The 26479-nt window shown below is 73.7% G+C and carries 21 protein-coding genes; 12 read left to right on the top strand and 9 right to left on the bottom strand.

Annotated features, from left to right (window positions below):
* Positions 1-397: hypothetical protein (locus AB0J69_RS47295; protein ID WP_364132285.1), on the top strand; the 397-nt coding region annotated here is incomplete at its 5' end.
* Between the two features lie 25 nt (positions 398-422).
* On the opposite strand, the gene AB0J69_RS47290 is transcribed toward AB0J69_RS47295, so the two are convergent.
* Together AB0J69_RS47290 and AB0J69_RS47285 are read right to left on the bottom strand one after the other, a co-directional pair.
* Complete coding sequence (locus AB0J69_RS47290) at positions 423-1604, bottom strand: hypothetical protein (protein ID WP_364132284.1); 1182 nt, start codon at positions 1602-1604, stop codon at positions 423-425.
* Between the two features lie 263 nt (positions 1605-1867).
* On the bottom strand, positions 1868-2872 hold the full coding sequence (locus tag AB0J69_RS47285; RefSeq protein WP_364132283.1) for a LacI family DNA-binding transcriptional regulator: 1005 nt from the start codon (positions 2870-2872) through the stop codon (positions 1868-1870).
* Between the two features lie 479 nt (positions 2873-3351).
* On the opposite strand from AB0J69_RS47285, the gene AB0J69_RS47280 reads away from it, so the two are divergent.
* The 6 genes from AB0J69_RS47280 to AB0J69_RS47255 all read left to right on the top strand — a co-directional run bounded on the left by AB0J69_RS47280 (position 3352) and on the right by AB0J69_RS47255 (position 14082).
* Complete coding sequence (locus tag AB0J69_RS47280) at positions 3352-4881, top strand: extracellular solute-binding protein (protein ID WP_364132281.1); 1530 nt, start codon at positions 3352-3354, stop codon at positions 4879-4881.
* 32 nt (positions 4882-4913) lie between these two features.
* A complete protein-coding gene (locus AB0J69_RS47275) occupies positions 4914-5894 on the top strand; it encodes a sugar ABC transporter permease (RefSeq protein ID WP_364132280.1) in 981 nt (326 codons plus the stop codon).
* Complete coding sequence (locus tag AB0J69_RS47270; RefSeq protein WP_364132278.1) at positions 5891-6736, top strand: carbohydrate ABC transporter permease; 846 nt, start codon at positions 5891-5893, stop codon at positions 6734-6736. Before AB0J69_RS47275 ends, AB0J69_RS47270 begins: the two co-directional genes overlap by 4 nt.
* A 21-nt stretch (positions 6737-6757) precedes the next feature.
* Positions 6758-8380: an alpha-L-arabinofuranosidase C-terminal domain-containing protein gene (locus AB0J69_RS47265; protein ID WP_364132276.1), complete on the top strand. Its 1623-nt coding sequence runs from the start codon at positions 6758-6760 to the stop codon at positions 8378-8380.
* Between the two features lie 13 nt (positions 8381-8393).
* Positions 8394-10232, top strand: a complete 1839-nt coding sequence (locus AB0J69_RS47260; protein ID WP_364132274.1) for a glycoside hydrolase family 2 TIM barrel-domain containing protein — start codon at positions 8394-8396, stop codon at positions 10230-10232.
* A 100-nt stretch (positions 10233-10332) separates the two neighbouring features.
* Positions 10333-14082 (top strand): serine/threonine-protein kinase, encoded by a 3750-nt coding sequence (locus AB0J69_RS47255; protein WP_364132272.1) that lies wholly within the window; start codon positions 10333-10335, stop codon positions 14080-14082.
* 36 nt (positions 14083-14118) lie between these two features.
* On the opposite strand, the gene AB0J69_RS47250 is transcribed toward AB0J69_RS47255, so the two are convergent.
* The 3 genes from AB0J69_RS47250 to AB0J69_RS47240 all read right to left on the bottom strand — a co-directional run bounded on the left by AB0J69_RS47250 (position 14119) and on the right by AB0J69_RS47240 (position 18385).
* Entirely contained in the window at positions 14119-15240 is a 1122-nt protein-coding gene (locus tag AB0J69_RS47250; protein ID WP_364132270.1) for a cobalamin-independent methionine synthase II family protein, read from the bottom strand.
* Between the two features lie 83 nt (positions 15241-15323).
* Positions 15324-17672 (bottom strand): ABC transporter permease, encoded by a 2349-nt coding sequence (locus AB0J69_RS47245; protein ID WP_364132269.1) that lies wholly within the window; start codon positions 17670-17672, stop codon positions 15324-15326.
* On the bottom strand, positions 17669-18385 hold the full coding sequence (locus AB0J69_RS47240; RefSeq protein ID WP_364132267.1) for an ABC transporter ATP-binding protein: 717 nt from the start codon (positions 18383-18385) through the stop codon (positions 17669-17671). The genes AB0J69_RS47245 and AB0J69_RS47240 overlap by 4 nt, the downstream gene beginning before the upstream one ends.
* Before the next feature lie 130 nt (positions 18386-18515).
* Here AB0J69_RS47240 and AB0J69_RS47235 point away from each other — a divergent pair, with 130 nt between their 5' ends.
* Entirely contained in the window at positions 18516-19397 is an 882-nt protein-coding gene (locus tag AB0J69_RS47235; RefSeq protein WP_364132265.1) for a histidine kinase, read from the top strand.
* Positions 19394-20275, top strand: a complete 882-nt coding sequence (locus AB0J69_RS47230; protein WP_364132263.1) for a response regulator transcription factor — start codon at positions 19394-19396, stop codon at positions 20273-20275. Before AB0J69_RS47235 ends, AB0J69_RS47230 begins: the two co-directional genes overlap by 4 nt.
* On the opposite strand, the gene AB0J69_RS47225 is transcribed toward AB0J69_RS47230, so the two are convergent.
* Together AB0J69_RS47225 and AB0J69_RS47220 are read right to left on the bottom strand one after the other, a co-directional pair.
* The gene (locus tag AB0J69_RS47225) at positions 20256-20873 is read right to left on the bottom strand and encodes a hypothetical protein (RefSeq protein ID WP_364132261.1); all 618 of its coding nucleotides are present in this window, start codon (positions 20871-20873) and stop codon (positions 20256-20258) included. The genes AB0J69_RS47230 and AB0J69_RS47225 overlap by 20 nt on opposite strands.
* 336 nt (positions 20874-21209) lie before the next feature.
* Positions 21210-22748 carry an alpha/beta hydrolase gene (locus AB0J69_RS47220; RefSeq protein ID WP_364132260.1) on the bottom strand — a complete coding sequence of 513 codons (1539 nt, stop codon included), beginning with the start codon at positions 22746-22748 and terminating at the stop codon, positions 21210-21212.
* A gap of 229 nt (positions 22749-22977) precedes the next feature.
* On the opposite strand from AB0J69_RS47220, the gene AB0J69_RS47215 reads away from it, so the two are divergent.
* Positions 22978-23877 carry an LLM class flavin-dependent oxidoreductase gene (locus tag AB0J69_RS47215; RefSeq protein WP_364132258.1) on the top strand — a complete coding sequence of 300 codons (900 nt, stop codon included), beginning with the start codon at positions 22978-22980 and terminating at the stop codon, positions 23875-23877.
* Here the strand turns inward: AB0J69_RS47215 and AB0J69_RS47210 are convergent.
* Positions 23874-24695, bottom strand: a complete 822-nt coding sequence (locus tag AB0J69_RS47210; RefSeq protein ID WP_364132257.1) for an aminoglycoside 3'-phosphotransferase — start codon at positions 24693-24695, stop codon at positions 23874-23876. The genes AB0J69_RS47215 and AB0J69_RS47210 overlap by 4 nt on opposite strands.
* Before the next feature lie 103 nt (positions 24696-24798).
* Here AB0J69_RS47210 and AB0J69_RS47205 point away from each other — a divergent pair, with 103 nt between their 5' ends.
* The gene (locus tag AB0J69_RS47205; RefSeq protein WP_364132256.1) at positions 24799-25368 is read left to right on the top strand and encodes a hypothetical protein; all 570 of its coding nucleotides are present in this window, start codon (positions 24799-24801) and stop codon (positions 25366-25368) included.
* 109 nt (positions 25369-25477) lie between these two features.
* On the top strand, positions 25478-25735 hold the full coding sequence (locus AB0J69_RS47200) for a hypothetical protein (RefSeq protein ID WP_364132255.1): 258 nt from the start codon (positions 25478-25480) through the stop codon (positions 25733-25735).
* A gap of 105 nt (positions 25736-25840) precedes the next feature.
* Here the strand turns inward: AB0J69_RS47200 and AB0J69_RS47195 are convergent, their stop codons facing one another.
* On the bottom strand, positions 25841-26422 hold the full coding sequence (locus AB0J69_RS47195; protein ID WP_364132254.1) for a DinB family protein: 582 nt from the start codon (positions 26420-26422) through the stop codon (positions 25841-25843).
* Between the last annotated feature and the right edge of the window lie 57 nt (positions 26423-26479).

Genomic DNA, 26479 nt, shown 5'->3' with positions numbered 1-26479 from the left:
CGACGCGCGGCTGGCCGCGGGCGTGCCCGGCATCCGGCCCGGCACGCCGTGGACGATGGTCGCCACCGTCGTCGGCGCCTACGGGCCGTCGCTGGGCAGCCACGACGAGATCGCGGCCGGGCCGGCGGGGGCGTACACGGTCGACGGCACCGACACCAGAACGCTCATGATCCGGCAGCTCTGGGGAGCCCGGGTCCTGCAGGCCGGCCGGGAACTGCCGGACTGCGAGGCGAACCAGCGGTGGACGTTCACCCTGTTCCCGGGCGAGGGCCTCACGGACGGCCTGGCCGAGTCCGGCACGGTGCTCAAGGGCAAGGTACGGTTCCGGCTCGGCAAGCCCGAGCGCGGCATCGGCTCGGCCCGCGCCGCTCCCGCCGTCGCCATCACCATCGCCTGAGGAGCGAGCACCGCGCCGTGCGGCGTCAGCGGTGCTGCAGCGCCCTGAAGTCCTTCAGCCAGTAGTTCGGCGGGGCCGTCCCCGAGCCGCGGGTCTTGACCGTGTACGGGACGTAGACGCTGTTGAGCAGCCACGGGTCCTTGTTCGGGCCGAAGTTCTGGACCATCAGGTCGTCCTGCTTGAAGCCGTACGTGGCCACCGCCAGCCGGCCGGTGCCCCGGTAGAGCCGCATCTGGTCACGCAGGAAGCCCGCCTGCTCCATGAACCACGGGCTGCTGGTCAGGAAGTCGTTCCACTGGCGGGCGCTGAACGGCTCGTCGATGGCGGCCTTGATCACCTGCCACACCCTGGTGTCCGGGGCGAACCCGTACCGCTGCGCGAACGACGCCGCGACGGGGTCCTGCAGGTGCCGCTTCCAGTGCCACACGAGGGAGAACTCGGTGACGAGGTACGTCTGGTCGGCCCGCATCCTCGGCAGGATGTAGTCCAGGAACGCCCGCGCGTTCTCCGGCGCCGGGATGTGGGGATGGATGTCGACGCCCTGGATCTCCGGGGTTTCGCGGACGAACGTCATCCAGCGCTCGGCCGCCGGCGTGCGGCGGTCGGCCAGGTCGAGCCGGTTGAGCGCGCCCATGTACAGGGTGGTGCGGCAGTCCGCGCCGCAGCGCTCGCGCCGGTGGTCGATCACGTGGCGGGCGACGGTCTCGTAGAAGGTGTTGAGCCGCGCGTCGCGTTCGGCGGGCAGGCTCTCGATGAACGGTTCGTTGCCGATCGCGAGAATGTCCACCTTGTTCATCACCGTGGGCAGCACCCGGTCCAGGCGGGCCAGCTCCGCCGCCATCTCCGCGCTGCCGGGCTCGGGGAAGGACGCCTGGTTGTAGGGGAACTTCAGGCTCAGGATGGTGTCGTAGCCGCGATCGGCCGCCTCGGTGATGGTGCTGATCGCGAAGTGGGCGGCCGGGTCGCCCTGGTCGGTGGCGGGCATGGGGAAGAACCCGCGGACCCAGCGGGTGCCGGACTCGCGCAGCTCCCGGTAGTCGAGGGCGTCGAGGTTCTGGTTGAAGTTCGCGCCCAGGGCGCCGTGCGCGGTGGGGAGTGGTTCGTCCACGGGTTTGTGTCCCTCGGCGGTGGCGTTGGCAGCTGGGGTGAGGGGCGCGACGGCAGCGAGGGCCGCGGTCAGCGCGATGATCGACAGTCGGCGAAGCATGGGTTGCTCCCTGATTGCGGGGGTGATCGACGTCACCATGGGCGCGCTCGGGATTCATGTTTGCGCTAACTTGATCAGCCTGTCAATGCCCGACGGTCGGGTGTGAGGACGGGAGCCCCGCCGGAAGACCGAGGCGTCGCGGTCCGGAGCCGGTGGCCGGGATCGGTGGCGGGCGGCGGGTGGACGGTGGCCGGGATCGGTGGCCGGGATCGGTGGCGGGCGGACGGTGGCCGGGGTGCCCCATGGGCCTGGGGGTGCGGAGGTCAGGAGCGGCGCGGGGGCGGTGGGGCCGTGGAGGCGCGGACGATGAGCTCCGGGCGGACGAACCTGCTGGTCGTCTGCCCCGCGTCCGCTCCCTCCCGCTCCTCGATCCGCGTGATCAGGTGCTCCACGCAGCGCCGCCCCACCGTGTCCAGATCCTGGCGGACCGTCGTCAGCGGCGGCGTGAGGAACGGCGCGAAGTCCAGGTCGTCGAAGCCCACGACGCTCAGGTCCTCGGGCACCCGCCGCCCCAGCTCCGCCGCCGCCCGCAGCACGCCCACCGCCATCTGGTCGTTCGCGGCGAAGACGGCGCTGACCCCGTCGTCGGCCAGCAGGCGCAGCGCGGCGTCGTACCCGGACCGCGGCGACCAGTCGCCGACGACGGGCGGCGGGACCGCGCGGCCGGAGCGTTTGAGCTGGCGCTGCCAGGCGGCCCGGCGCCGCTGCGCCGGGTTGGAGCCGGCGGGCCCGGCCACGTGGTGGACGGTGGCGTGCCCGAGCCCGAGCAGGTGGTCGACGGCTGCGCGGGCGCCCGCGGCCTCGTCCATGCCGAACGTGGGGTGCTTGTGCGCCGCCCTGCTGTCGGCGATGACGAGGGGCACCTCTTCGGGAAGCCGCAGGTGCGGGGTGTCGAGCACCCGGGCCTCGATCACGATCACGCCGTCCACGGCCCGGTCGGTGAGCCCGCGCACGGCGGCGCGGACGTCCCGCTCGGTGGGCGCGTCCACCACCGCCACGCTGACCGAGTAGCCGCGCGCCTGGGCGCCGGACACGACGGCCTCGACGATGCGCACGTTGAGCACCGCGCTGAGGTTGAACATGACCACGCCGATCGTCCCGAACCGGCCCGTGGCCAGCGCCCGCGCGGCGATGTTGGCGCGGTAGCCGAGCTGCTTCATGGCCGTCTCGACCTTGAGCCGCGTCTCTGCGGTCACGCGGTCGTTGCCGTTGACGACCCGGGACACGGTCTGGCCCGAGACTCCGGCGAGCTTGGCGACGTCCGCCATGGAGGGCCCTCCGGACGCTCTCGTCCCCGGTGGTCGCACCACGCCGGCCTGTCTCCCTTCGTCAGGACGGCGCGAGTGGCCGCCGCGGGTGGAAAAGCTCTGTCGCGCCGGACCGGCTCGGCCTGATCGGGTCAGGCTGGACGGGCGCTGGTGGTCGGCCCCTCGAAGTCGCCCGAGCGAGCGATGCCGACAGGGTACATCGGCCCGGTCCGGCCGTGGAATCGGCGCCGCCGGGCGCGCAGAACCGGCCCGTGACCACCAACTTAATGTTTCCGCAAACATCCGGTACGCCCGCCCGGGCGCAGGTCAGCCGCCTTAACGGCCCTGATCTGCTGGTCAAAAACCTCACCACCGTGTTCTTGACGCTGATAGGCCGCGGCCTTAGGTTAGCGCAAACATAGATCCGCTTCTCGGGGGACCCCTGGACGAACCAGGGCGGGCGGACCTGGTGACCGAGTCGAAGACGCAGAGGAGTCGCCATGAGGCGGCATCACCGGATCCTTGGAACCCAGCCCGGCAGCACCGGGCCCACCGATATCAGCCGACGCCGCCTCTTCGGCGGCGCGGGCGCCGCCTTCCTGGCGGCGGCGCTCGCCGGGTGCACCGGCGGCGGCCAGCTGGCACAGAAGTCCGCGGGCGGCGGCAGCGGCGCCCTGCAGTGGTGGGACCAGTTCCGCCCGTTGACGAAGATGTTCCAGGACGACCTCTTCGCCCCGTTCATGAAGGCGCATCCCGGCGTCACCATCGAGCGCCGGCAGATGGACTCGCCCGACCTGGGACAGGCGCTGCAGGTCGGCCGGCGCAGCAACCAGATGCCCGACGTGCACTCGCTGGCCGGCCTGGGCGGTATCTCGCCCGCCGCGCTGGTGAGCGAGGGCTGGTTCCAGCCCATCGGCAAGCTCGCCGACCTCGCCGGCAGCCCGGTCGGCGACCAGCTGTACGACGGCATCCACCGCTTCGACGGCGAGATCTACTCCTTCCCGCCGTTCTCGGGCCGCTGGCACGAGGCGGTGCCGTGGTTCAACACCGCGATGCTCAAGCAGGCCGGCGTCGACCCCGAGGAGGAGCCGGGCACCTGGGACAGGCTCCGCGAGATCGCCCGCAAGGTCACCGACGGCACCGACGGCGACGTCTACGGGATGGTGGTGCCCAGCAAGGACGCCGAGTACCTGCAGACGCTGGTGCACCGGCTGGCCATGACCGCCGGCGCGCCGGGGCCGGGCGCCATCGACTGGGCGACGGGCGCGTACGTCTACGACTCCCAGCAGTACGTCGACGCCGTCGAGTTCCTGGTCGCGCTGCAGAAGGACAAGGTCGTGCACCCGGCGTCCGCGTCGATGGGCGCTCGCGACGCGCGCGCCCGCTGGGCAGCCGGGCAGGCCGGAATCTACCTGTGGGGCGCGTGGTTCATCGGCGGCCTGCGCGTGGACGAGCCGGAGGCGGTCGAGCGCGGCGTCGGCACGTGGCGCATCCCCTGCCCCGAGACCACCAGGAACCTCGTCTACAGCCCGCCGCAGCCCGGCACGTTCTGGGTGTCGAGCCAGTCCAAGCAGGCCAGAACCGCCGCCGAGGTCATGCTGCAGATGACCACCAAGGAGTTCCAGACCAAGCTCGCCGCCGCCATGGACCAGCCGCCCGCGCTGGCGGCCGAGGTCATCGACCAGGCCGAGGTGCATCCGGCGTACCGGCAGTGCGTGGCCAACTTCCAGGAGGACGTCAAGATCGGCCCGATGCCCGAGGTCGGCAACCCCGGCGTCTGGCAGGTCCTGGCCGAGATGCGCGACATCCACCCCAACCTCGGCGACATCGTCCAGTCCGTGCTGACCGGCTCGTCCACCGACATCGCCGGGCAGCTGCGCCGCTTCAACGACCAGCTGAGCGCCGAACGCGACCGCGCGATCAAGGTCGTCCGCGCGGAGAAGGGCGTCGAGGTGGATCTCAAGGCCTGGGTGTTCGCGAACTGGGACCGCAAGGCGGACTACGACCAGAAGGCCTACGCCGAGCGCTGACAGCGCCGCGAGTCCGACCGCACAGGAGCGCGATGACAACCGCGATGACCCCGAAGCCGACCCCGACGACCCCGAACCCGACGCATGAGCGCGATCGACGCCCGGCCACCTCACTGTGGCGGCGGCTGCGCAGGGACTGGTGGATCTACCTCTTCCTGCTCCCGACGATCGCCGGGTACGGCGCCTACACCATCTACCCGCTGCTGGCCTCCTGGTGGTTCGCCTTCCTCGACTGGCCGGGGTTCGCGAACGCGGGGACGTTCATCGGGTTCGGCAACTTCGCCCGGCTGCTCGGGGACGACCTGTTCTGGAACGCCTTCTGGAACTCGATCGTATTCCTGGTGATCGCCGTGCCGCTGCGGGTCGGGCTGGCGCTCGGGCTGGCGGTCGTGCTGAACCGGAAGCAGACGCCGTTCAAGGGCTTCTTCCGGACGCTCTTCTTCCTGCCCGTCGTCACCACCGGCGCCATCGTCGGCGTCGTCTTCACCCTGCTGCTCGACGCGAGCGGCCCGGTCAGCCTGTCGCTGGTCTGGGCGGGCCTGATCGACTCGCCCGCGAACTTCGCGGCCGACGCGGGCACCTCGCTGTACGCCGGCATCGCGGTGTGGGTGTGGAAGTGGCTGGGCATCACCCTGATCTACTGGCTCGCCGCGCTGCAGACGATCCCGCAGGGCGTGCACGAGGCCGCGATGATCGACGGCGCGGGCGCCTGGGCGGAGTTCCGGCACGTGACGATGCCGCTGCTGGTCCCGTTCCTGGTGATCATCACGCTGATCGACACCGTGGCCGCGTTCAACGTCTTCGACCTGATGCAGACCCTCACCGGCGGGGGCCCGTCCTTCTCATCCGAGGTGATCGAGATCTTCATCTTCCGCACGGCCTTCCAGGCCACCGTCCCGCAGCTCGGCTACGCCTCCGCCGCCGCGGTGCTGTTCGGGGTCCTGACCGTGGCCTTCGCGATCGCCCAGGCGCTGGGCATGCGGTGGGCGCGGGCGCGGATGGGCACCTCGTGACGGCCCGGACGCGCCGCCGCCCCAGCGCGGGCCAGGTGGTGACCGTCGTGCTGCTGGCCGTGCTGGGCGGGCTGTGGGTCTACCCGTTCCTCTGGCTGGTGTCGGCGTCGCTGAAGTCGTCGTCCGAGATCTTCGGCAGCGGCCTCGGCCTGCTGCCGGCGGAGCCGGTCTGGGAGAACTACGCCCGCGCCTGGACGGAGGTGGGCTTCAGCAGCTACTTCGTCAACACCCTGATCACCACCGTCGGCACGGTCCTGCTCGTCGTCGTCCGCAGCGCGCTGGCCGGTTACGTGCTCGGCCGCTACGACTTCGCCGGCAAGAAGCTCCTCATCGGCCTGTTCCTGGTCACGTTCTTCCTCCCGGAGGGCTACACGATCATCCCGATCACCCAGCTCACCGACCAGCTCAGCCTGCTCAACACGCACGCCGGGGTGATCCTCGGGCTGGGCGCGGGCGGGCAGATCGCCTCGACCCTGCTCTACGCGGGCTATTTCCGGCGGCTGCCGAAGGAGCTGGAGGAGACCGCCCGCCTGGACGGCGCCGGGCATCTCACCGTCTTCTTCCGCGTGATGCTCCCGCTCGCCTGGCCGATCACCGCCACGGTCGTCATCCTCACCTACCTCTTCGCGTGGAACGTCTACCTGCTGCCGCTGGTGTTCACGCTCAGCGAGCCGGACCTGCGCACGCTCGCGGTGGGCATGACGGTCTTCGTGGGCGAGCGCGGCACGGACTGGTCGGGCATGGCCGCGGCCGCCGTGATCTCGCTGATCCCGGTGGTCGCCGTGTTCGTCGCGCTGCAGCGCAAGTTCGTCGACAGCATCGCGGGAGCGGTGAAGCAATGACCAGAACGGAGTCTTCCTGACATGCCTGTCCCCAGCCCCGAGGCGCTCGTCACCATCGACACCCGCCGTCCCGCCGGTCGCGTCGACGACGACATCTACGGCCACTTCCTGGAGTCGGCGTTCTTCGGCAACATCGAGGGCGGGGTGTTCGACGAGGGCTCGCCCCTGTCCGTCACCGACCCGGGGCCGCTGCGCGGCGTGCGCGCCGACGTGCTGGAGCTCTGCCGCGACCTCGGGCCCGGCCCGATCCGCTGGCCGGGCGGCAACTTCACCTCGGCCTACCACTGGGAGGACGGCGTCGGGCCGCGCGAGTCCCGGCCCAGCAGGCTGGAGCTGGCCTGGGGCGGGCAGGAGTCCAACCGGTTCGGCACCGACGAGTTCCTGGCCTGGTGCGAGGCCGTGGGCGCGGAGCCGTACCTGGTGCACTCCGCCCGGGACGTCGACGAGGCGGTGCGCTGGATCGAGTACACCAACTCCGCCAGGCACACCACGCTCACCGCCCGCCGCGCGACGAACGGCCGGGCCGAGCCGTGGAACGTGCGCTACTGGGGCGTCGGCAACGAGGTCTACGGCCCCTGGCAGATGGGCCACCGCACGGCCGAGGAGTACGCCGCCGCGGCCCGCGAGCACGCCCTGTTCATGCGCCTGGTCGACCCCGGGATCCGGCTGATCGGGGTCGGCATCCCGTGGCGGCAGGAGGAGTGGACGCGCCCGCTGCTCAAACGCGCGGGCTCGCTGCTCGACTACCTGTCCCTGCACCTGTACGGGGCCGGCACCCAGCTGTGGACCGGCGACGACTACGACGCCGTCGTGGCCCAGTCGCTCTACTTCGAGCGCGAGATCCACACCTACTCCCAGCTCGTCACCGCGCTGGCCGCCGACGCCGGCCTCGACCGCCCGCCCGCGCTCGCGCTGGACGAGTGGACGATGCGCCACCTGGAGCCGGCGGCGTGGCCGCAACCGCTGCCCGGCGACGACGGCGGCGTCGCCCCGCGCGAGACCCCCGAGGTGGACGGGCCCGGCAAGGTCCGGGTGAACCGGTGGAGCCCCAGGACGGTCGCCGACGCGCTCTTCTGCGCCGGGGTGTTCCACGCCGTCCACCGCACCGCCGGCCTGCCCGCGCCGGTCGCCATGGCCAACCCGGTGAACCTGGTGAACGCCAACGGCCTGGTCGTCGCCCGCCCCGGCGGCGCGCTGCGGTCGGCCATCTACCACGTGTGGCACCTCTACCGGCACCACACCGGCCGCACCGTGCTGCCCTGCGAGGTGGAGGGGCCCGCGCGGACCGCCGCGGTCCGGCTCGGGGACAACCGCGGCCCGGACGGCCGGCTGCTCACCGCGCCCATGACCGTCCCCTACCTGGACGTGTCGGCCACCCGCGCCGACGACGGCTCGGTCCGGGTCGCCGTGGTGAACCGGCACCGCGAGGCGGCCCTGCGGCTGCGGATCGTGCTCGACGGCGCCGCGGCGAACACGCCCGCGACCGCCCGCGTCCGCCGCCTGGGCGCCGACGTGCCCGGCCTCGGCGCGGTCAACACGCTCGGCGCGCCGGACACGATCGCGGTGCGCGACCTGGGAGACGTCGAGGCGAGCGGCGGGGCCTGGACCGTCGCGCCGCACTCGGTGACCGTGCTGGCCCTCTGAGATCGGGAGAACCGTGACCGACCACCCCCGCCCCCAGCTGGTCCGCCCGCACTGGCAGGACCTGAGCGGCCCCTGGGGCTTCGCGGCCGACGACGAGGAACGGGGCCTGGCCCTCGGCTGGCACCGGGGCCAGCACCGCTCCTCTGATCCGTTCGCCCGCACGATCACCGTGCCGTACCCGCCCGAGAGCGAGCTGTCCGGCCTGCGCGACACCGCGCCGCACCCCGTCGTGTGGTACCGCCGCACGCTCGTCCCCGACCGCGAGCCGGGCCCGGGGGAGCGGCTCCTGCTGCACTTCGGGGCCGTGGACTACCGGGCGCAGGTCTGGGTCAACGGCGTGTACGCCGGCGGGCACGAGGGCGGGCACACGCCCTTCTCCTTCGACGTCACCGACGCCCTGGTGCCCGGCGGCGAGCAGGTCGTCGTCGTCCGGGCCGAGGACGAGTGCGACGACGCCACCCAGCCGCGCGGCAAGCAGGACTGGCGGGCGGAGCCGCACGACATCTGGTACCACCGCACCACCGGCATCTGGCAGCCGGTGTGGGCCGAGGTCGTGCCCGCCCTGCACGTGCGCCGGCTGCACTGGACGCCCGACGTCCCCGGCGCGGCGGTGACCCTCGAGGTCGAGCTCTCCCGCAAACCCGAGCCGGCCGTGGACGTCCACGTCGTCCTGACGCTGGGGGAGGAGGTCCTGGCCGACCAGACGTGCCGCACCGAACGCAGGGACGGCCGGTGGGTGATCGCCATCCCGGCCGCGCGGCACCAGATGGAGCAGGCGCGGCTGCTGTGGACGCCCGAACGGCCGACCCTGCTGGACGCCCGCGTCGAGCTGCTGCGCGACGGGCAGGTGATCGACGCGGTCACCTCGTACGCGGGGCTGCGCAGCACCGGCGTCAAGGACGGCCGGTTCCTGCTCAACGGCCGGCCCCGCTTCCTGCGCCTGGTCCTGGCCCAGAACTACTGGCCCGGCTCGCACCTGGCCGCCCCCGGCCCGGACGCGCTGCGCCGCGAGGTGGAGCTGGCCAGGGAGCTGGGGTTCAACGGGGTGCGGATCCACCAGAAGGTCGAGGACCCGCGCTTCCTGGCCTGGTGCGACCGGCTCGGCCTGATGGTGTGGAGCGAGCTGCCCAGCGCGTACGAGTACGCGCCCAGGACCGTTGAGCGGCTCACCCGCGAGTGGCTGGAGGTCGTGGCCCGCGACCGCAGCCATCCGAGCGTGGTGACCTGGGTGCCGTTCAACGAGAGCTGGGGGGTGTGGCACGCCCTCGACGTACCCGAGCAGCGGCACGCCACCGCCGCGCTCTACCACCTCACCAAGGCGCTCGACGGCACCCGGCCGGTGATCTCCAACGACGGCTGGGAGCACACCGAGAGCGACATCTGGGGCCTGCACGACTACGCGCCGACCGGAGCCTCGATCCGCGAGCGCTACGCCGACCGGGAGGCGATCGCCCGCGTCCTCACCGACCGGCCGCCCGCGCGCCGCGTCGCCCTGCTCGGCGAGCCCACCAGGCCGGGCCGGCCGGTGGTGCTGTCGGAGATCGGCGGGCTCAGCCTGCGGCCCGAGGCGGAGGAGGAGTGGCACGGGTACGCCACTGTCGCCTCCACCGGCGAGCTGGCCGAGGAGTTCCGGCAGATCGTGGACGCCGTCCTGGACAGCCCCGAGCTGGCCGGTTTCTGCTGGACCCAGCTCACCGACACCGAGCAGGAGACCAACGGGCTGCTCACCGCCGGCCGCGAGCCCAAGCTGCCGGTGGAGACCGTCCGCCGCATCCTGACCAGGCCCGCCCGCTCGACCCCGGCCGAGGCCATCGACGCCGCCCGCCGCGCGGCCAGGGAGGGGCACTCCTGACGGGAACGAAACCGAGACGCCCGCGGTGAGAGGCACGCGGCCCGCCTCCGGTCTACCGTGACGCGTGCCCGGCCGCCCTGCCGCTCCCCGGAGGTCCGCGATGGCCCGCGTCCCGCTCTCCGCGCAGGACCCGGCCCGCGTCGGGGCCTACTGGCTGGCCGGACGGCTGGGCCCCGGCGGGCAGGCCGACGTGTACGAGGGCTACGACGAGGCCGGCCACCGGGTGGCGGTCACCGTGCTGCGCGAGGGCGGCTCCGCCGGCCGGCGGGAGATGGCGGCCGTACGCAGGGCGGCCTCCTTCTGCACGGCCCGGGTGCTGGACTGCGACCTGGACGCCGAGCGGCCGTACATCGTCAGCGAGTTCGTGGCCGGGCCGACGCTGCGGGCGGTGGTGGCGGAGCACGGCCCGCTGGCGGGCGACGACCTGCACCGGCTGGCCACCGGCACGGCCACCGCGGTGACCGCCGTCCACGCCGCCGGCGTCGTGCACCGGGACCTCAGGCCGGACAACGTCCTGCTCGCCCCGGACGGCCCCCGGGTCATCGGGTTGGGCGTGGCCCGGATCCCGACCTCCACCGGCACCCCCTCCCACGACCTGGCGGGCACCCCGCACTACCTGGCGCCGGAGCTGTTCGGCGGCGTGCGCGCGGGCCCGGAGGCCGACGTGTACGCCTGGGCCGCCGTCATCCTGTTCGCCGCCACCGGCCTCCCGCCCCACCCGGGCGGCGACGCGGCGGCGGCGAGCCACCGAGCTCCGCACGCCGTCCCCGACCTGACCGCACTGCCGGAAGCCCTGCGCCCGCCGGTGGCCGCCGCCCTGTCGAAGAACCCGGCGAACCGCCCCACCGCCGAAGCCCTCCTCCTGCGCCTGCTCACCCCACCTGCCGGCACCGTCTCGGCTGGGGACGCCGCCCCGGCAGGCGGTTCCGGCTCGACGGGCGGCGGCGGGCCCGGCCTCGGCGGCGAGCACGCCGGTGGCGATTCCCTGGGAGAGGGCGGCGCGCTCACCCTGGAGGAGCTGCTGGTCCGGGGCGAGGAGCGGGCCCGGGGGCTGCGCCCACCGGCGGGCCTGGCGGAGCCGCCCGCGCTGGAGGACGCCGCCGAGGCGGCGTACCGCAAGCTCTCCGGCGCGGAGCGGGAGCGGGTGCCGGCCACGTTCCTCAGGCTGATCGGCGAGGACGGCCGCACCCCGCGCCGCGCCGAGCCCGGCGAGCCGCCCGAGCCCGTCCCGCCCCTCGGCGGGTTCCTGGACGCGGGCCTGCTGACGGAGGACGACGACGGCGGGCTGGCGCTGGCGAGCGCGGCCGTGATCCCGGCCTGGCCCCGGCTGCGGGCCTGGGTGCGCGAAGAGGGCGAAGGGCTCGGCGTCTACGCGCGGCTGCGTTCGGCGGCCCGCTGCTGGCACGACCACGGCCGGCGCGACGGCGACCTGCCGCGGGGCGCCCTGTTCGAGCAGGTGACGACGTGGGCCGCGGCCGGCCGTACCCGGATCGAGCTCGACGACCTGGAGCGGGCCTTCCTGGAGGCGGCGCTGCGCGCGGCCGCCCGCCGCGAGCGCCGCCGCCGTACGGTGATCACCGTGCTGGCCGCGATGGTCGCCGTGCTCCTGACCGCCGCCACCGGCCTGGTGCTGCTCAACGTGGCCGCGGACGCCGAACGCGAGCGCGCCCGGGCACAGCGCGACCTGGCGCTCAGCCGCCAGCTCGTCGCCCAGAGCCAGGCACTGGCGATCGACTCGCCCCAGACCGCCAGACTGCTGGCCGTGGCCGCCGGCCGGATCGTCCCGCCGTCGCCCCAGACCAGGGCGGCGATCCGCGCGGCCATGACCCGCCCGCAGCTCGCGGTGCTGGGCGGGTTCCCGGGCGAGGTGCACTCCGTCGCCTTCGGCCCCGACGGCGCCACCCTCGCCGCGACCGGCCGGGGCGCGCCGCTACGGATGTGGGACACGACCCGGCTGGCCCCCGTGGCGTGGCCGGTGGCGGGCGGCGAAGGGGACGAGGACGGGATGGCGGTGGCGTACAGCGGGGACGGCACGCGACTGGCCGTGGCCGGCCCGACCGGACGGGTACGCGTCTGGGACACCGCCACGCGCCGCGGCTGGACCGGCGGCGAGCGCACACCGTGGACCCGGCAGTGGGCGGCGTTCAGCCCGGACGGCAGCCTCCTGGCCACGGCCGGCGGCTCCACCGGCGCGTCCCGGCTGTGGGACGCGGCCTCGGGCACGCCGGTGGCCGCCCTGCACTCCCTGGAGGGTGCGCCGGGGCCGGTCGCGTTCAGCCCCGACGGCACCCTCATCGCCGCCGCCTACCCGCGCGGCCCGATCAGGACGTTCGAGGTCGCCTCGGGCAGGCTGACGGGCGATCCGCTGGAACCCGCCGCCGGGAGCGTCACGCCGGAGCCCCGGGAGGAGGTCGCCGCGCTCGCGTTCAGCCCGGACGGCAGGCTCCTGGCCGGCACCACGGGCAGCGAGCGCATCCAGCTCTGGGACGTCGCCACCAGGCGGGTCCTGGGCCGCCCGCTCACCGGCCACACCGGCCTGATCACCTCGGCGGCCTTCAGCCCGGACGGCCGCGTCCTGGCCACCGCGAGCCAGGACGGCACGATCAGGCTCTGGGACGTACGCGGCCGCCGGCCCCTGGGCGACCCGCTGACCGGCCACACGCACGCGGTCAACGCCGTCGCGTTCAGCCCCGACGGCGGGGTGCTGGCCAGCGCGGGCGCCGACGCGACCGTACGGCTGTGGCGGCTCCCGCGCGGCACCCGCCACCGGCTCACGCTGATCGGTCCGGAAGGCGGCCAGGTCCCGGCCGACCGGCCGGTGCCGCCCCGCTGGTACGAGCGCCCGGACACCACCCAGGCCGTGCTGAGCGCCGACGCCGGCCGCCTCGTGGTCCAGCCGTACGACGGCAGCCGCGCCGGCTACGGGAGCATCTGGTCGTGGGACGTGCGGTCGGCCCGATGGCGTGGCGAGCGGCTGCGCATCCGGCCCGACGATCTCGTGGACGGCGTGGCCCTCGGCCCCGACGGCCGCTCGCTGGCCGCCTCCGGCTCCTTCGACGACGACCGCGGCCTGAACACCACCATCCTCGACGGCCCCGCCTCCGTACACGGCCGCCCCCTCGCCTACGATCCGGACGGCCGGCTCCTGGCCACGGCCGGCCCGGACACCTCGGTCCGGGTCTGGACGCTGCCCGACGGCCGGGCGAGCGGCGCGCCCCTGGCCGGGCATCCGGCGCGGGTGACGGCGGCGGCCTTCAGCCCGGACGGCGGCACCCTGCTCGCCGTGGGCACCGCGGACGGGTCGGTGCTGCTGTGGGAGGTGGCGACGGGACGGCAGCGCGGAGTGCTGCGCGGCCACACCCTGCCGGTCACGTCACTGGCCTTCGCCCCCGGCGGCGCGCTGCTGCTGTCGGGCAGCGAGGACCGGACGGCCCGGCTCTGGAAGGTGTCCACCGCCCGGCCGCACGGCGGGTCCCTGACCGGTCACACCGGCCAGGTCCAGGCCGTGGCCTTCGCCCCCGACGGGACGTACCTGGCCACCGGGAGCCTGGACCGCACCGTACGGCTGTGGGACACCGCCACCGGCGTTCCCCTCGGCCCCCCTCTGACCGGCCACGGAGGCGAGGTGCGGGCCCTGGCGTTCACGGGCGACGGCAGGACCCTGGTCGCCGCGGCGGCCGACCTCGTCCAGGTGACCGGCGACGCCTACGCCGTCTGGGAGTGGGACACGGCGGCGCTCGCGGCGGACGCCTCGGCAACCGCCTGCGCCCAGGCCGCCCGCTCCCTCACCCCCGAGGAGTGGACGGCCTTCGTCCCCGGCCTCCCGTTCCGCGACGTCTGCCACCAGTGACGTCTGCCACCAGTGACGTGTGGCACAAGGGTCGGGTCAGCCCCAGACCATGCGCGCCGTGTCCACCACGAGCTCCAGCTTGCGCCGCTGCTCGTCCACGGTCAGCAGGTTGCCCCTGGCGGTGGAGGCGAAGCCGCACTGCGGGCTGAGGGCGAGGTTCTCCATCGGCACGTACTTGGCCGCCTCGTCGATCCGGCGGCGCAGCTCGTCCTGCGACTCCAGCCGGGGCACCTTGGAGGAGACCAGCCCGAGCACGACGATCGTGCCCTGGGGGACGAAGCGCAGCGGCTCGAACCCGCCCGCCCGCTCGGTGTCGTACTCCAGCAGGAACCGGTCCACCGGCACCTCCCCGAACAGCCGCTCGGCGACCGGCTCGTAGCCGCCCTTGGCGGCCCACGCGCTGCGGTTGTTGCCGCGGCAGATGTGCATGGCGACCGTGACGTCCGGGTTGGCCTGCTTGGCCGCGCGTACCTGGGCGGCGTCGATCGAGACCGTCAGGTCGAGGAGGGCGGCGGGGTCGGGCGCGGCGGCCCCGAGCACGCGGGCGCGGAAGCCCGGGTCGATGAGGTGGTTGTAGCTCAGCGAGTCGAGCTGGATCCAGGTCACCCCGCGCTCCAGCAGGCCCTCGATCTCCGTGACCCGCAGGGGGAGCAGGTCGCTCAGCAGGTCGCCGGGCGTGGGGTAGGCCTCGCCGCTGACGTCCGGCAGCCACAGGAGGTTGCCCATCGAGGCGCTCATCATGGTGATCTTGTACTGGCCGGGGGCGTGCCGGGCGAGGAAGTCGGCCTCGACCGCCGTGGAGTTCGCCTTCTGGGTGAGCTTGCCGGTCGCGGCCACCATGTCCCACGAGGTCTCCTCGGGCGGCACCGCCTCGCCGTCGCCGCGGAACCAGGCGGTGGAGGGCAGCTCGATGGGCGACACCCCGCCGAGCGACTCCAGCAGCCCGGCCATCCAGGTGTCCCGCCGCGCCTCGCCGTCGGTGAAGACCTCGATCCCCGCCGCGCGCTGGAGCTCGATCGCGGCCAGGGCGGCGCTGTCCTCCAGCCGGGTCAGCTCCTCGCCGCTCATCTCGCCCCGCTTCCTGGCCTGGCGGGCCAGCAGCAGCTCGGGCGGGCGCAGGAGACTGCCGACGTGCTCGGCGTGGTAGGTCGTGGGCATCTTTCCTCCCGGAGTCTCGCAGACGGTCCGTGAGATCAGCCTCCACCGCCCGATCTGCCCCGTCCACCCCGGGAACGCCGCCGTCACTCGTTGTGCAGCACGGTGGCGATGGTGAGCCGGGCCGCCGACCGGGCGGGCACGTACGCCCCCAGCACCGCGATCACCACCCCCGCCAGGGCGAGCAGCGTGAGCATCGGCAAGTGCCAGACATCGACCATGAACGCCGGCAGCGTGACGCCCGCCGCGTCGGCCATGGCGGGGACGACCAGGCGGTGCGCGGCGACGCCGATCGGCACGCCGAGCAGCCCGCCCGCCACCCCCAGGGCCGCCATCGACGTCACCATCATCACGGTGACCTGGCGGGGCGTCATCCCGATGGACTTCAGCATGCCGATGTCGCGCCGCCGCTCCCGGGTGTCGAGCACGACGGTGTTGAGCACGCCCAGCGCGGAGACCGTGCCCAGCAGCAGGGTGAGCACGGACGCGAAGCCGATGACGGCCACGGTGGTCTCGTCGGTCCGGCTCTTGGCCACCGGGTAGAGGCCGGGGTCCGCCGCCCTGACAGCGGCGTTGTAGGACTCGACCGACGTTCCCGGGGCCAGGCGGACCTCGTACTGGGTGGCCTTCTGGGTGGGCGCGAGCGCGGTCAGCGTCTGCCAGTCTGCCTGGATGAGGTCGGCGGAGCCGTCCATCGTGACGCCGACGACGGTCGCCTCCGCGCGCCCGCGGCCCAGGGACAGGGAGACCCGGTCGCCCACCGCCAGGCCGTGCTTGCCCAGGAACGCCGAGGGCGCCACCACCTCCCCGGGGCCGCTCAGCCAGCGCCCCTCGACGAGCGTCTCGCCCAGCGTCGCGGAGTCCCCGCGCAGGAACCGGCCCATGATGGGCTCCGGGTAGCCGGTGAGGTGCAGGTCGATCCACGCGTCGGCGGTCACGTGCACCGCCCCCGGCAGGGCGCGCAGCAGCGCCTCGATCACGGCGTCGTCGTGCCGGGGCGGCGTCTCGCGCTGGCGGGCCTGGCCGGTCTGGACGATGGTGTGCACGTACCCGACGCGCTGGGCGGCCTGGCCGTACGCGGTCATCGTGGTGGACAGGCCGGTCGCCAGCGTCACCGTGGCCGCGCCGAGCACGACGGCCGCCAGCGTGAGCGCGGTACGGCCCGGCCGCGCGAACGGCAGCCCCAGCCCCAGGCTGACCGCCCGCGGCAGCCGGGCGCCGGACAGCAGCCGCTGCACCCGCCGCCCCCTCCCGGACCGGCTCGCGCCGGCCGCGCTGATCGCCACGGCGGCCGTCACCCGGCGCGCGCGCAGCGCGGGCACCAGCGCGGCGAGCATGACGACGGCCGGCATGCCGGCGAGCGTGGCCGCGTACACCCAGGGGCTGACCGCGACGCTGAACGTCCCGGCCCCGACGTCGTCCAGCAGCGGCCGCGCGGCCAGCCCGCCCGCCAAGGTCCCGAGCGCACCGCCCGCCATCGCCGGGACCAGCACCATCGTCAGGTAGACGGCGACGACCTGGTTCGGCGTGAAGCCGAGGGCCTTGAGCACCCCGATGTGCCGGAACCCGGCCACGACCGCCCCGCTCACCACGTTCGCCACGATCAGCACCGCCACCACGAGGCCGAGAACGCCGAACCCGGTCAGGAACGGCAGATAGGTCGAGGCCATGCGATTGGCGTCGCGCTTCACCGTCAGGTACGACTGCGTGCCCAACAGCGCGCCGGCCGGCAGACCCGCGGTGATCGCGGCCGTCCCGCGCCGGACCTCGGCGTCGGTGGCCGCGCCGTCCAGGCGGTAGAGCATCTGGAGGATGCCCGGGCGCAGGGCGGCGGCCTGCTCCGGGGTGACCCACGACTCGCCGCTCCTGCTCACGCTGCCGGCCAGCCCGACGACGGTGAACGTCGAGCCCTCCCGCACGGTGAACGTCACCCCGAGCAGGAACGAGAAGTGGGAGTTGGGCGGCCGGCTCAGCACGATCTCCCCGGGGCGGGCCGGCCAGCGGCCGGTCCAGAGGTCCACCCGGTCCACCGGCCCGCCGGGGGCCGCGCGGCCGGTGACCGAGAGCGGGCCGGGCGGCAGGTGCTCGAACGAGTCCGGGATCGTGACGGCGGCCTGCGCGAACGGCCCCGCCACGGCCTTGACCCCCGCCGCCCGAGCACCGCCCGCCAGCTGGGCCGCCGAGACCTTCCCCGCGTCGTACGCCGCCACCACGTGGGCGCCACGCTGGGCCGCGAACACCCGCTCGAACGGCGCCGACACGCTCTCCAGCAGGCCCAGCGCGACCACGATGGTCACGGTCGAGCAGAACACCACGATCCCGAGCACGACCGTCTGCACCCTCCGCCGCCGCACCGCCCCCCGCGCGGCCCGCCACACCGGCCCCACCGCTGCGAGAACCGGCCCCGCGAGTCCAGGCTTGCGCGCCGCGCTCATGAGGTTCCCTCCAGCCGCAGGCTCTGCCGGGCGGCCACCCGCCCGTCGGCGAGCTCGACCAGGCGGCCGGCGCAGCGGCCGGCCAGCTCCGGGTCGTGCGTGACGATCAGCAGCGTCTGGCCGATCTGGTTGAGGTCGATCAGCAGGTCCATCACCTGCTCGCCGGAGCGGCTGTCCAGCGCCCCGGTCGGCTCGTCGGCGAGTAACAGCGCTGGCCGGTTCATCAGCGCCCTGGCCACGGCGACGCGCTGCCGTTCGCCGCCGCTCAGCGCCGCCGGGTAGGAGTCCTTCCGCTGGGCGATGCCCAGCTCCTCGAACAGCTCCAGCGCCCGGTCACGCGCCTGCCGCGCGGGCGTCCCGGCGAGCTGGGCGGCCAGGGCGGCGTTGTCCAGCGCCGGCAGGTCCTCGATGAGGTTGAAGAACTGGAAGATCATCCCGATCCGGCGGCGGCGGAACAGCGCGAGCCCGGTCTCGTTCAGCGTGCTCAGGTCCTGGCCGTCCACCTCGACCGTGCCCCGCGTCGGACGGTCGAGGCCGGCGATCATGTTGAGCAGCGTGGACTTGCCGCACCCCGACGGCCCCATCACGGCGACCGCCTCCCCGGCGTGGACCGCCAGCGACACGCCGTCCAGGGCCCTGGCCGCCCCGTACTCCTTGTGGACGTCCTCCAGCCGCACGACGAGCCGCCCGCCGGGGTCGTGGTGAGAGTTCATGGTCAGAACCTAGGTTCCGGACCGCCGCGCGGGCATCCCGCCCTGGATGTAACCGGGGGCGGCCGTCATCCCGTGGATGTAGGGCCCCGGGAGGATGCGGATCGTGGGCGGCGCAGGCGAGGATTGTCCGGTGTGGGAATGGCTGATCGCCGCTCTGGCGCTCGCGTGCGGCACCGCGGGGTGGCTGGCGGTGGCGCTCGTACGGACGCGGCGGCGTTACCGGGCGGCGCTGGGGGAGCAGGGCCGGCTGCTGGACCGGGAGCGCGCACGGGCGGCCCGCGCGGCCGTGGACGCCGAGCGCGCCCGGATCGCGGCGGAGCTGCACGACATCGTCAGCCACAACGTGAGCCTCATGGTGGTGCAGGCGGGGGCCGCCCGTGAGGTCCTGCCCACGATGCCGGGCGAGGCCGAGACCGCGCTCAAGGCCGTCGAGTCGGCCGGCCGCGACGCCATGACCGAGCTGCGGCACCTGCTGGGCCTGCTGGCGCCGGCGCAGGACGGCTCCGGCGACGGCGACCCGGCGGACCTGGCGCCGCAGCCGGGGCTGGGCCAGCTCGGGGCGCTGGCGGACCGGATCGCGTTCGCCGGGCTGCCGGTGGAGGTGCGGGTCTCGGGGGAGCCCCGCCCGGTGCCGGCCGGGATCGACGTGACCGCGTACCGGATCGTCCAGGAGGCGCTGACGAACGCGCTCAGGCACGGGGTGGGCGGGGCGCGGGCGGAGGTGAGCGTGCGTTACACCGACCAGTACCTGCGGGTGGAGGTGCTCAACACCGGGCCCAGCGTGCTCACGGGCGCCGCCCGGCGAGCGGGCGCCTCCGGTGAGCGCCCGGGCGACGCCGAGCGGATAGGCGACGCCGAGCGGTCGGGCGCTGAGCGGTCGGCGCGCGGGGCGGGGCGCGGGCTGCTGGGACTGCGGGAGCGGGTCGCCGTCTACGGCGGCGACCTCGACGCGCGCCGGCGACTCGGCGGAGGGTACCGCGTACGCGCCCGGATCCCGCTGGAGCGCCCATGACCGGCGCGGACGCGCCCAGGAGCCGGACGGAGGCGGTGGAGGGCCGCCCAAAGAGGGGCGGGCACTGGATGGAGGCGGCCGAGGGCCGGTCGGAGGCCGGTGGGCATCGGGCGGAGGGGGCTGAGGGCCGGATGGAGGGGACCGAAGGCAGGCCGGAGACGGCCGGGGGGCGGGAGGGGGCGGGACCCCGGGTGCTGATCGCCGACGACCAGGAGCTCGTCCGGGTGGGCTTCCGCCTCATCCTGACCGCGCGCGGCCTCGACGTGGTCGGCGAGGCCGCCGACGGGGCGGAGGCGGTGGCGGAGGCGGCCAGGCTCGCACCGGACGTGGTGCTGATGGACATCCGCATGCCCGGCATGGACGGCCTGGAGGCGGCCCGCCGCGTCCTCGCCCACGACCCGCGCCGCCGGGTGATCATGCTGACCACGTTCGACCTCGACCGGTACGTCTACGCCGCCCTCACCCTCGGCGCCAGCGGCTTCCTCCTCAAGGACGTCACCCCCGAGCACCTGGCCGCCGCCGTACGCCTGGTCAACACCGGCGACGCGCTCCTGGCCCCCTCGATCACCCGCCGCCTCGTCGAGCGCTTCGCCGCCGCCGACCGTTCCCCCGGCCCGCCGTCCCCCGCCCTCCACAGCGACCTCGCCGCCCTGACGCCGCGCGAGCTGGAGGTGCTGACGCTCATGGGCAAGGGCCTGTCGAACGCCGAACTGGCCTACGCGCTGACCCTCAGCGAGGCCACCGTGAAGACGCACGTCGCCCGCATCTTCGCCAAGCTCGCCCTGCGCGACCGCGCCCAGGCGGTCGTGCTCGCCTACGAGACGGGCCTCGTCGCGCCCATGGCCGGGCAGGCCGACCTCAGACCAGGCCCACCATGAACCCCTCGTCCTTCACCCCCAGGTACGCCCCGGGCCGGTGCTGCCGCATCGCGTGCTCGATGACCGGGATGTACTTGGGGTTCGAGCCGAGCGGCAGCCGGTAGCCGTTCTCGACCGTGTGGAACTCCCACAGGTGCTCCATGTCCCGATGGCGGGCGCGGAAGCCCTGGTCGGCGGGGAACAGGTCGAGCCGGACCATCGTCTTGCGGAGAAGGTAGTCGGCGGGCTTGACCCGGCGCTGCCGCGTACGCGAGATGCCCACCCCGGACAGCTCCGCCCACGCCACGGCCCACGGCCGGCCCTGCGGGTCGTCCCAGCGCACCCCGAAGGCGTCGAGGACCAGCCTGCGCGGCCGGCCGATCTTCTTCCAGGCGATGACCGGCAGCAGGCCGATGAACAGGAAGACCAGCCCCAGGACCGCGACCACGACCGCGGTGCCCGTCCCGCCGGTGACCTGCCCGGTCAGCGCCGAGAAGATCGAGAGGAGCCCGATCACGCCCGCGACCGAGCCGCCGGCCAGCGCCTTGACCTTGGCGTCGGCGCCGACGTCGATCACCACGGGAGCCGGATAGGGGGCGTTCTGCGGGGGTTGGTGCATGGGAGGCCACGTTAGTCGCGGTCGGCAGCCGTACCGTCACGCTTCAACGTTTTGTGAAACATCTCCATGAACTTGCCCGGGCCCCGGACCGTTGATCCGGGAAACGAGGCGGAGGGGGACATACGTGACACAGACGGGGGCGGTTCCCGGTGCGGACGGCTGGATCGAGCGGGCGGCGGACGTCGACCGGGTCGTGGCCGCGCTGACCTCGGGGGAGAGCGGTCTGGTGATGGTGGTCCCTGAACGGGTCGGGACTGTGCGCGGCCGGCGCGGCGGGCCTGTTCGGCTTCACTTAACCACTGCTGATCGGGGGCCTCGCGGAGGCCCCCGATCCCCTTACGACAGCGCGTACGTCCAGCCGGGCATCCCGGGCACCGGCCCCGGGAACGGGCGGGCCCGCAGCGGGCTCAGCTCGGCGGGCGGCACCGCCGGGCACCTCGCGCCCCTGTCCGGCGCGGTGAGCGAGGTCAGGTAGCCGTCGATGGCGCCGGTCGGGCACTCGCCGCGCCCGTAGATGCCGTGTCCCCACCCCTCGTACGTGAGCAGCCGCGCCTCGCGCCCGATCTGGCGCGCCGCGTTGACCGCCCACGGGTAGGCCGTGGCGGGATCGTGCAGGGCGTTGCCGAGCAGCAGCGGGGGCGTGCCGGACACGCGCAGGCGGTGCTGCGGGTTCGGGACCGGGGCGGGCGTGCCGAGGCAGGCGACCGTGATCGGGTGGCCCGCGCCGCTGATGAGCATGTCCGGCGCGATGGCCGCCGACCTGCGCAGGTGCCGCGCGTAGTCCCGGTAGTCGCGGATGGGCAGCAGGTAGTCCTCGCAGAACACCTGGGTGGCGTCGTTGATCACCTCGTCCGCCGTGGCGGCCGGGGGCGTCAGGATCGCCCGCGCCGCCCGCGCGCCGCTGTCCAGGGCGTCGAGGAACTCGGCCAGCTCCTTGAACGCCGGGCCGTAGAAGGCGCCGAACGCCTGCTGGATGAGGTTCAGCCTGCTCAGCTTGACCCCGGGAGCACCCGGGAACTCCAGCTCGCCCCGGTCGGCCCGGGCCAGCAGGTCCCGCCACAGCGCCCGGACGTCCCGGCCGTGCAGCGCACACGAGGCGGTCCGGTCGCACCAGGCGACGAACTCCGCGAAGGAGTCCTGGGCGGCCCACGACTCGGTGTCGAGGAAGGCCGTCGTGCCGAGGCTGTGGTCCATGTTGCTGTCGAGCGCGAGGGCGCGCACGCGGCGGGGGTAGCGCTCGGCGTACAGCTGGCCGATCAGGGTGCCGTACGAGACGCCGTAGTAGGTGAGCTTGTCGTCGCCGAGCGCGGCGCGCAGGGCGTCGAGGTCGCGTACGACGTTGCCGGTGTGCACGTGGTCGAACAGCGGACCGGTGCGCTGCCGGCAGTCCTGCCGGTAGCGCTCGTTGTAGGCCAGCAGCGCCTCGAAGTCGGCCTGGCTCTTGATGGACAGCAGGTCGGGCGCCTGGACGGCGAGGTCCAGCGAGCACTGGATCGGGTGGCTGAGCCCCACGCCGCGCGGGTCGAAGCCGACCACGTCGAACCGGCTCGTGAGCTCGGGCGTGAGGCTGAGCCAGTCGTCCAGCACGGCCTGGACGCCGGAGCCGCCGGGGCCGCCCGGGTTGATCACGAGGGAGCCGATGCGGGCGGCCGGGCCGGTGGCCTTGCGGCGGGCCAGCGCGAGCTCGAACGTCTCGCCGCCGGGCTTGGCGTAGTCGATGGGAACGGTCAGCGTGCCGCACTCGGCCGTGGGGTCCTCCGCGCAGGGCGCCCACGAGATCGTCTCCACTGCCGCGGTGGCGGCGGCCGGGGTCAGCGGCACCAGGGGCGCGGTGAGCGTGCCTAAGAGGCTGATGGTCAGGACAGTTCTTCGCATGTCTCGTCCAATCCTCGGTCATTCGATCATGGACCGGATCGCCCGCGAGAACATCCGACTCCAGGAGGAAACAATCTGTCATCCCCGGGTACAGGACGGCGTCGGCCGGCCCCTCACCAGTTGCAGGCGCGTGGAATGCCCACGTGCAACATGCTGTTGTGCCACTCGTCTGATGTCGAGATTGTCTGAGCGACAACACATCTGCCCCTAGGGCGGAGGAGGAGGGCACATGCCTGACTACGGACACGACCTGCTGTTCGGGTCCTTCATCACGCCGGCGAACGCCGCGCCGAAGGAGGTGGTCTCGCTGGCACAGGAGTCCGAGGCCGCGGGGCTGGACCTGGTGACCTTCCAGGACCATCCGTACCAGTCGGCCTTCCTCGACACCTGGACGCTGCTGTCCTACGTCGCCGCGCGGACCGAGCGCATCCACCTGTCGGGGAACGTCGTCAACCTCCCCCTCCGCCCGCCGGCCGTGCTGGCCAGGGCCGCGGCCAGCCTCGACCTGCTGAGCGGGGGCCGGTTCGAGCTGGGCCTCGGCGCGGGCGGCTTCTGGGACGCGATCGAGGCCATGGGTGGGCGCCGGCTGACCCCGGGGCAGGCGGTGGACGCGCTGAGCGAGGCCATCGACATCATCCGCGGCGTCTGGGACGCGGGCAACAAATCGATCTTCCGGGTGGACGGTGCGTACTACCGGGTCGAGGGCGCCAAGCGCGGTCCCGCCCCGGCGCACGACATCGGGATCTGGCTGGGGGCGTACAAGCCGAAGATGCTCCGCCTCGTCGGCGCCAAGGCGGACGGCTGGCTGCCCTCACTGCCGTACATGCAGAGCCTCGACCAGCTCGCCGAGGCCAACGCGGTCATCGACGCGGCCGCGACCGAGGCCGGGCGCGACCCCGCCGCAGTCCGCCGCCTGCTCAACATCGGCGGCCGCTTCGGGCCGCGCAGCGACCGGCTCCTGTCCGGCCCGCCCGAGCAGTGGGCCGAGCAGCTCGCGGCGCTCACCCTGGAGTACGGCTTCTCCGGCTACGTCGTCATGGGCGACGACCCGGCCACCATCCGCACGTTCGGCCAGGAGGTCGCCCCGGCCGTGCGGGAACTCGTGGCCGCGGAGCGGGCCGGGAGCTAGGCGAGATCCCACAGCAGCCGGTAGTAGGCGATGCGCTCCTGGTCGGGCTCGATGCCGTAGCCCTCGTACACCCAGCTGTCGCACCCCGGCCCGTAGTCCTGCTCCGCGCTCCACGCCCCCACGGCGAGGTCCGCCCACCGGTCGGCGACGCCGAGCGAGCCGAGATCCACATGCGCCGCGACCGTGCCGTCGTCGTGCAGCAGCGTGTTCGGCACGCACGGGTCGCCGTGGCAGACCACCAGCCGGTCGATCGGCGGCGGCGCGTCCAGCCGCGCCCGGGCTTCGGCGAGAGTGAGCCGCTGGTGCTCAGGGGCCCAGTCGGCCGGCCCCTCACCGTCGGCGATGCGCTCGTCGGCGCGCGGCAGCCGCCGCGGCACGCCCCAGTCGAACGGGCACTCCGCGACGGGCAGGGAGTCGTGCAGCAGGCGCAGCCCCCGGCCGATCGCGGTCGCCGCGACGACCGGGTCGGCGGCCCAGCGCCGGTCCACCGCCGGCACCCCGGGCACCGCCTCGGTCACCAGCCACGCGCCCGCGCCGTCCGCGCCGTGTTCCAGCACCGACGGCACGCGTACCCACCGTGCCGCCCAGGCCAGCCGCTCCGCCTCGGCGGCCAGGTCGATCTCCGGAGTGCCCGCGGCGACCCACTTGACGTAGCGCGCCCCTCTCCCGCCGCCGCGCGTGTCGTCGAGGCGGAACGTCAGCCCGCCCAGCTCGTTGCGCCACACGGGAGTGATGGCGTCGCCCCGCGCCAGCGCGGTGACGACCGCCGGGACGGCGACGGCGCCGTCGGGGATCTCGGAGTCGGCTGGAATCCTCACAGGGACGGGATCCTCGCAGGTGGCCGCGCCGGCCCGCAAAGGGATTTTCGCCGGCGTACATCGCCGGCGCCCTGCCCGTGCGGGCGGGAGCATAATCGGAGCCATGCGCGTGGGGATCGCCCATCATTTCGGCTGGGCCGTGGCCGTCACGGCGTCGTCCGGCCACCGGGTGGTGGACCGCCGGCGGATCGACCTGATCGAGCCCGGCATGCCGGCGGCCCCCATCCACCACGAAGGCAAACCCCTCGACGACGCCGCGGCCGCGGAACTGGTGGCCCGGGTGCGGGCCTCGGCGTTCCGGGCGACCGCCGCCTCGCTGGACGACCTGGCCTCCGCGCTGCCCGGACCGATCGTCTCGCTCTCGCTCCGGGCCTGGCCGCTCGACTTCCCGGACGACATCGCCGTCCAGCGCCGCACACCGTACGAAGCCCGGGCGGACTCTGTCATGTACCGCCAGATCCTGGCCGTGCTCGCACACGCGCGGGGTTGGGCCGTCCACTTCTATGACGCCAAGGACGTCGAGGCGCGGGCGGCCGGAATCCTGGCCGAGCGGGCGGCCGAGACGCTCCACGGCCCGCGGGCGGCACTGGGGCCGCCGTGGACGAAGGACCATCGAATGGCACTCGCGGCGACGATCGTGGCCGCCGAATTTCCGGCCGCGCCGATTCGGTAAGGCGACCTTTTGATCGACACGAATGCGCTTCGCCGAGCGCGTACTATTACCTGGAGCCGAATTAGTCGTCTTCCTATCGTGGGAATCACTCTCACGGAAGGAAGAGATCATGCGTAAGCTCCTGGCAAGCGGTGTCCTCGCCGCTTCCTTGGCCCTTACGGGTCTTGCCACTGCCGCTCCTGCCCAGGCGAGCGCCACCGCCGGCACCACCACCATGAGTGAGACCACCGGCTGCCCCCAGGGCTACTACTGGCACAAGCACTGGTACAAGAAGTGGTACAAGGCCGGCCACTGGTGGAAGGGCCACTACCACAAGAAGGGCCACTACCACTACTCCTACAAGTGGCACTGCCACAAGAAGCGCTGATCCGCTGAAAAAAGGGGCCCGCCGATAATTGATCGGCGGGCCCCTTTTTCACGGGAAAATGCAGTGAGTATTTCTGCGCATCCGGCGCGCTTCACCCTCCGGTCGTCACTGACCTACGCGTCCGTCGATCCGCTCGCGCAACAGGTCGACGTGGCCCATGTGCCGGCCGTACTCCCAGACCATTCCGACCAGCGCCTCGCGCAGCGACATCGACCCGCCACCGCTGCCGTGCAGATTCAGGGGATCGTCGGCGGTGATGTCGAGACTGGGCGCCTCGGCCACGAACCGCGTGGAGAAGTCCACCTCAGCCCGCCAGGCCTCCCACGCCTCCGCCACCACCTGAGGGTCGGGAACGGCGCCGTCGAAATCACCGTCACGGTTGGTGTCGGAGCAGTAGAGCTTGGGCACGTCCTGGCCCGCCATCAGCACCCGGAACGTCGCCCGCTCCACCTCGGCCAGGTGCCGCACCAGCCCCAGGAGCGACATCGTCGACGGCTCGACCGACCGCCGCGCCATGGCCTCCGCATCGAGACCCGCGCACTTCATCTCCAAGGTCAGTCGTGCACAGCGCAGGGATTCGGCCAGCGTGGCGCGCTCGTCGCCCAGCGTGGGCCCGTGCTCACGCGGATCGTCGTCGGATGGCTTGCCGTCCGCGGTGAACATGTCGGCTCGTCGTGTCGTGGCCATGGTCGCCATCATCGGCGATGCGCCTGACGCCCCACAACCGAATATCGGCGCCCGCGA

It is taken from the genome of Nonomuraea sp. NPDC049709, assembly GCF_040674815.1.
Lineage (GTDB): Bacteria > Actinomycetota > Actinomycetes > Streptosporangiales > Streptosporangiaceae > Nonomuraea.
The sequence above is the reverse complement of the archived record's forward strand: the minus strand, read 5'-3'. Positions and strand labels throughout refer to the sequence as shown.

What these genes read in the sequence shown, in the direction of transcription:
- AB0J69_RS47280 (WP_364132281.1), top strand. Translation starts at nt 3,352, where the DNA reads ATGAGGCGGCATCACCGGATCCTTGGAACCCAGCCCGGCAGCACCGGG.
- AB0J69_RS47205 (WP_364132256.1), top strand. Translation starts at nt 24,799, where the DNA reads ATGCGCGTGGGGATCGCCCATCATTTCGGCTGGGCCGTGGCCGTCACG.
- AB0J69_RS47220 (WP_364132260.1), bottom strand. Translation starts at nt 22,748, where the DNA reads ATGCGAAGAACTGTCCTGACCATCAGCCTCTTAGGCACGCTCACCGCG.
- AB0J69_RS47290 (WP_364132284.1), bottom strand. Translation starts at nt 1,604, where the DNA reads ATGCTTCGCCGACTGTCGATCATCGCGCTGACCGCGGCCCTCGCTGCC.
- AB0J69_RS47225 (WP_364132261.1), bottom strand. Translation starts at nt 20,873, where the DNA reads ATGCACCAACCCCCGCAGAACGCCCCCTATCCGGCTCCCGTGGTGATC.
- AB0J69_RS47265 (WP_364132276.1), top strand. Translation starts at nt 6,758, where the DNA reads ATGCCTGTCCCCAGCCCCGAGGCGCTCGTCACCATCGACACCCGCCGT.
- AB0J69_RS47230 (WP_364132263.1), top strand. Translation starts at nt 19,394, where the DNA reads ATGACCGGCGCGGACGCGCCCAGGAGCCGGACGGAGGCGGTGGAGGGC.
- AB0J69_RS47200 (WP_364132255.1), top strand. Translation starts at nt 25,478, where the DNA reads ATGCGTAAGCTCCTGGCAAGCGGTGTCCTCGCCGCTTCCTTGGCCCTT.
- AB0J69_RS47250 (WP_364132270.1), bottom strand. Translation starts at nt 15,240, where the DNA reads ATGCCCACGACCTACCACGCCGAGCACGTCGGCAGTCTCCTGCGCCCG.
- AB0J69_RS47255 (WP_364132272.1), top strand. Translation starts at nt 10,333, where the DNA reads ATGGCCCGCGTCCCGCTCTCCGCGCAGGACCCGGCCCGCGTCGGGGCC.
- AB0J69_RS47275 (WP_364132280.1), top strand. Translation starts at nt 4,914, where the DNA reads ATGACAACCGCGATGACCCCGAAGCCGACCCCGACGACCCCGAACCCG.
- AB0J69_RS47195 (WP_364132254.1), bottom strand. Translation starts at nt 26,422, where the DNA reads ATGGCCACGACACGACGAGCCGACATGTTCACCGCGGACGGCAAGCCA.
- AB0J69_RS47245 (WP_364132269.1), bottom strand. Translation starts at nt 17,672, where the DNA reads ATGAGCGCGGCGCGCAAGCCTGGACTCGCGGGGCCGGTTCTCGCAGCG.
- AB0J69_RS47215 (WP_364132258.1), top strand. Translation starts at nt 22,978, where the DNA reads ATGCCTGACTACGGACACGACCTGCTGTTCGGGTCCTTCATCACGCCG.
- AB0J69_RS47240 (WP_364132267.1), bottom strand. Translation starts at nt 18,385, where the DNA reads ATGAACTCTCACCACGACCCCGGCGGGCGGCTCGTCGTGCGGCTGGAG.
- AB0J69_RS47285 (WP_364132283.1), bottom strand. Translation starts at nt 2,872, where the DNA reads ATGGCGGACGTCGCCAAGCTCGCCGGAGTCTCGGGCCAGACCGTGTCC.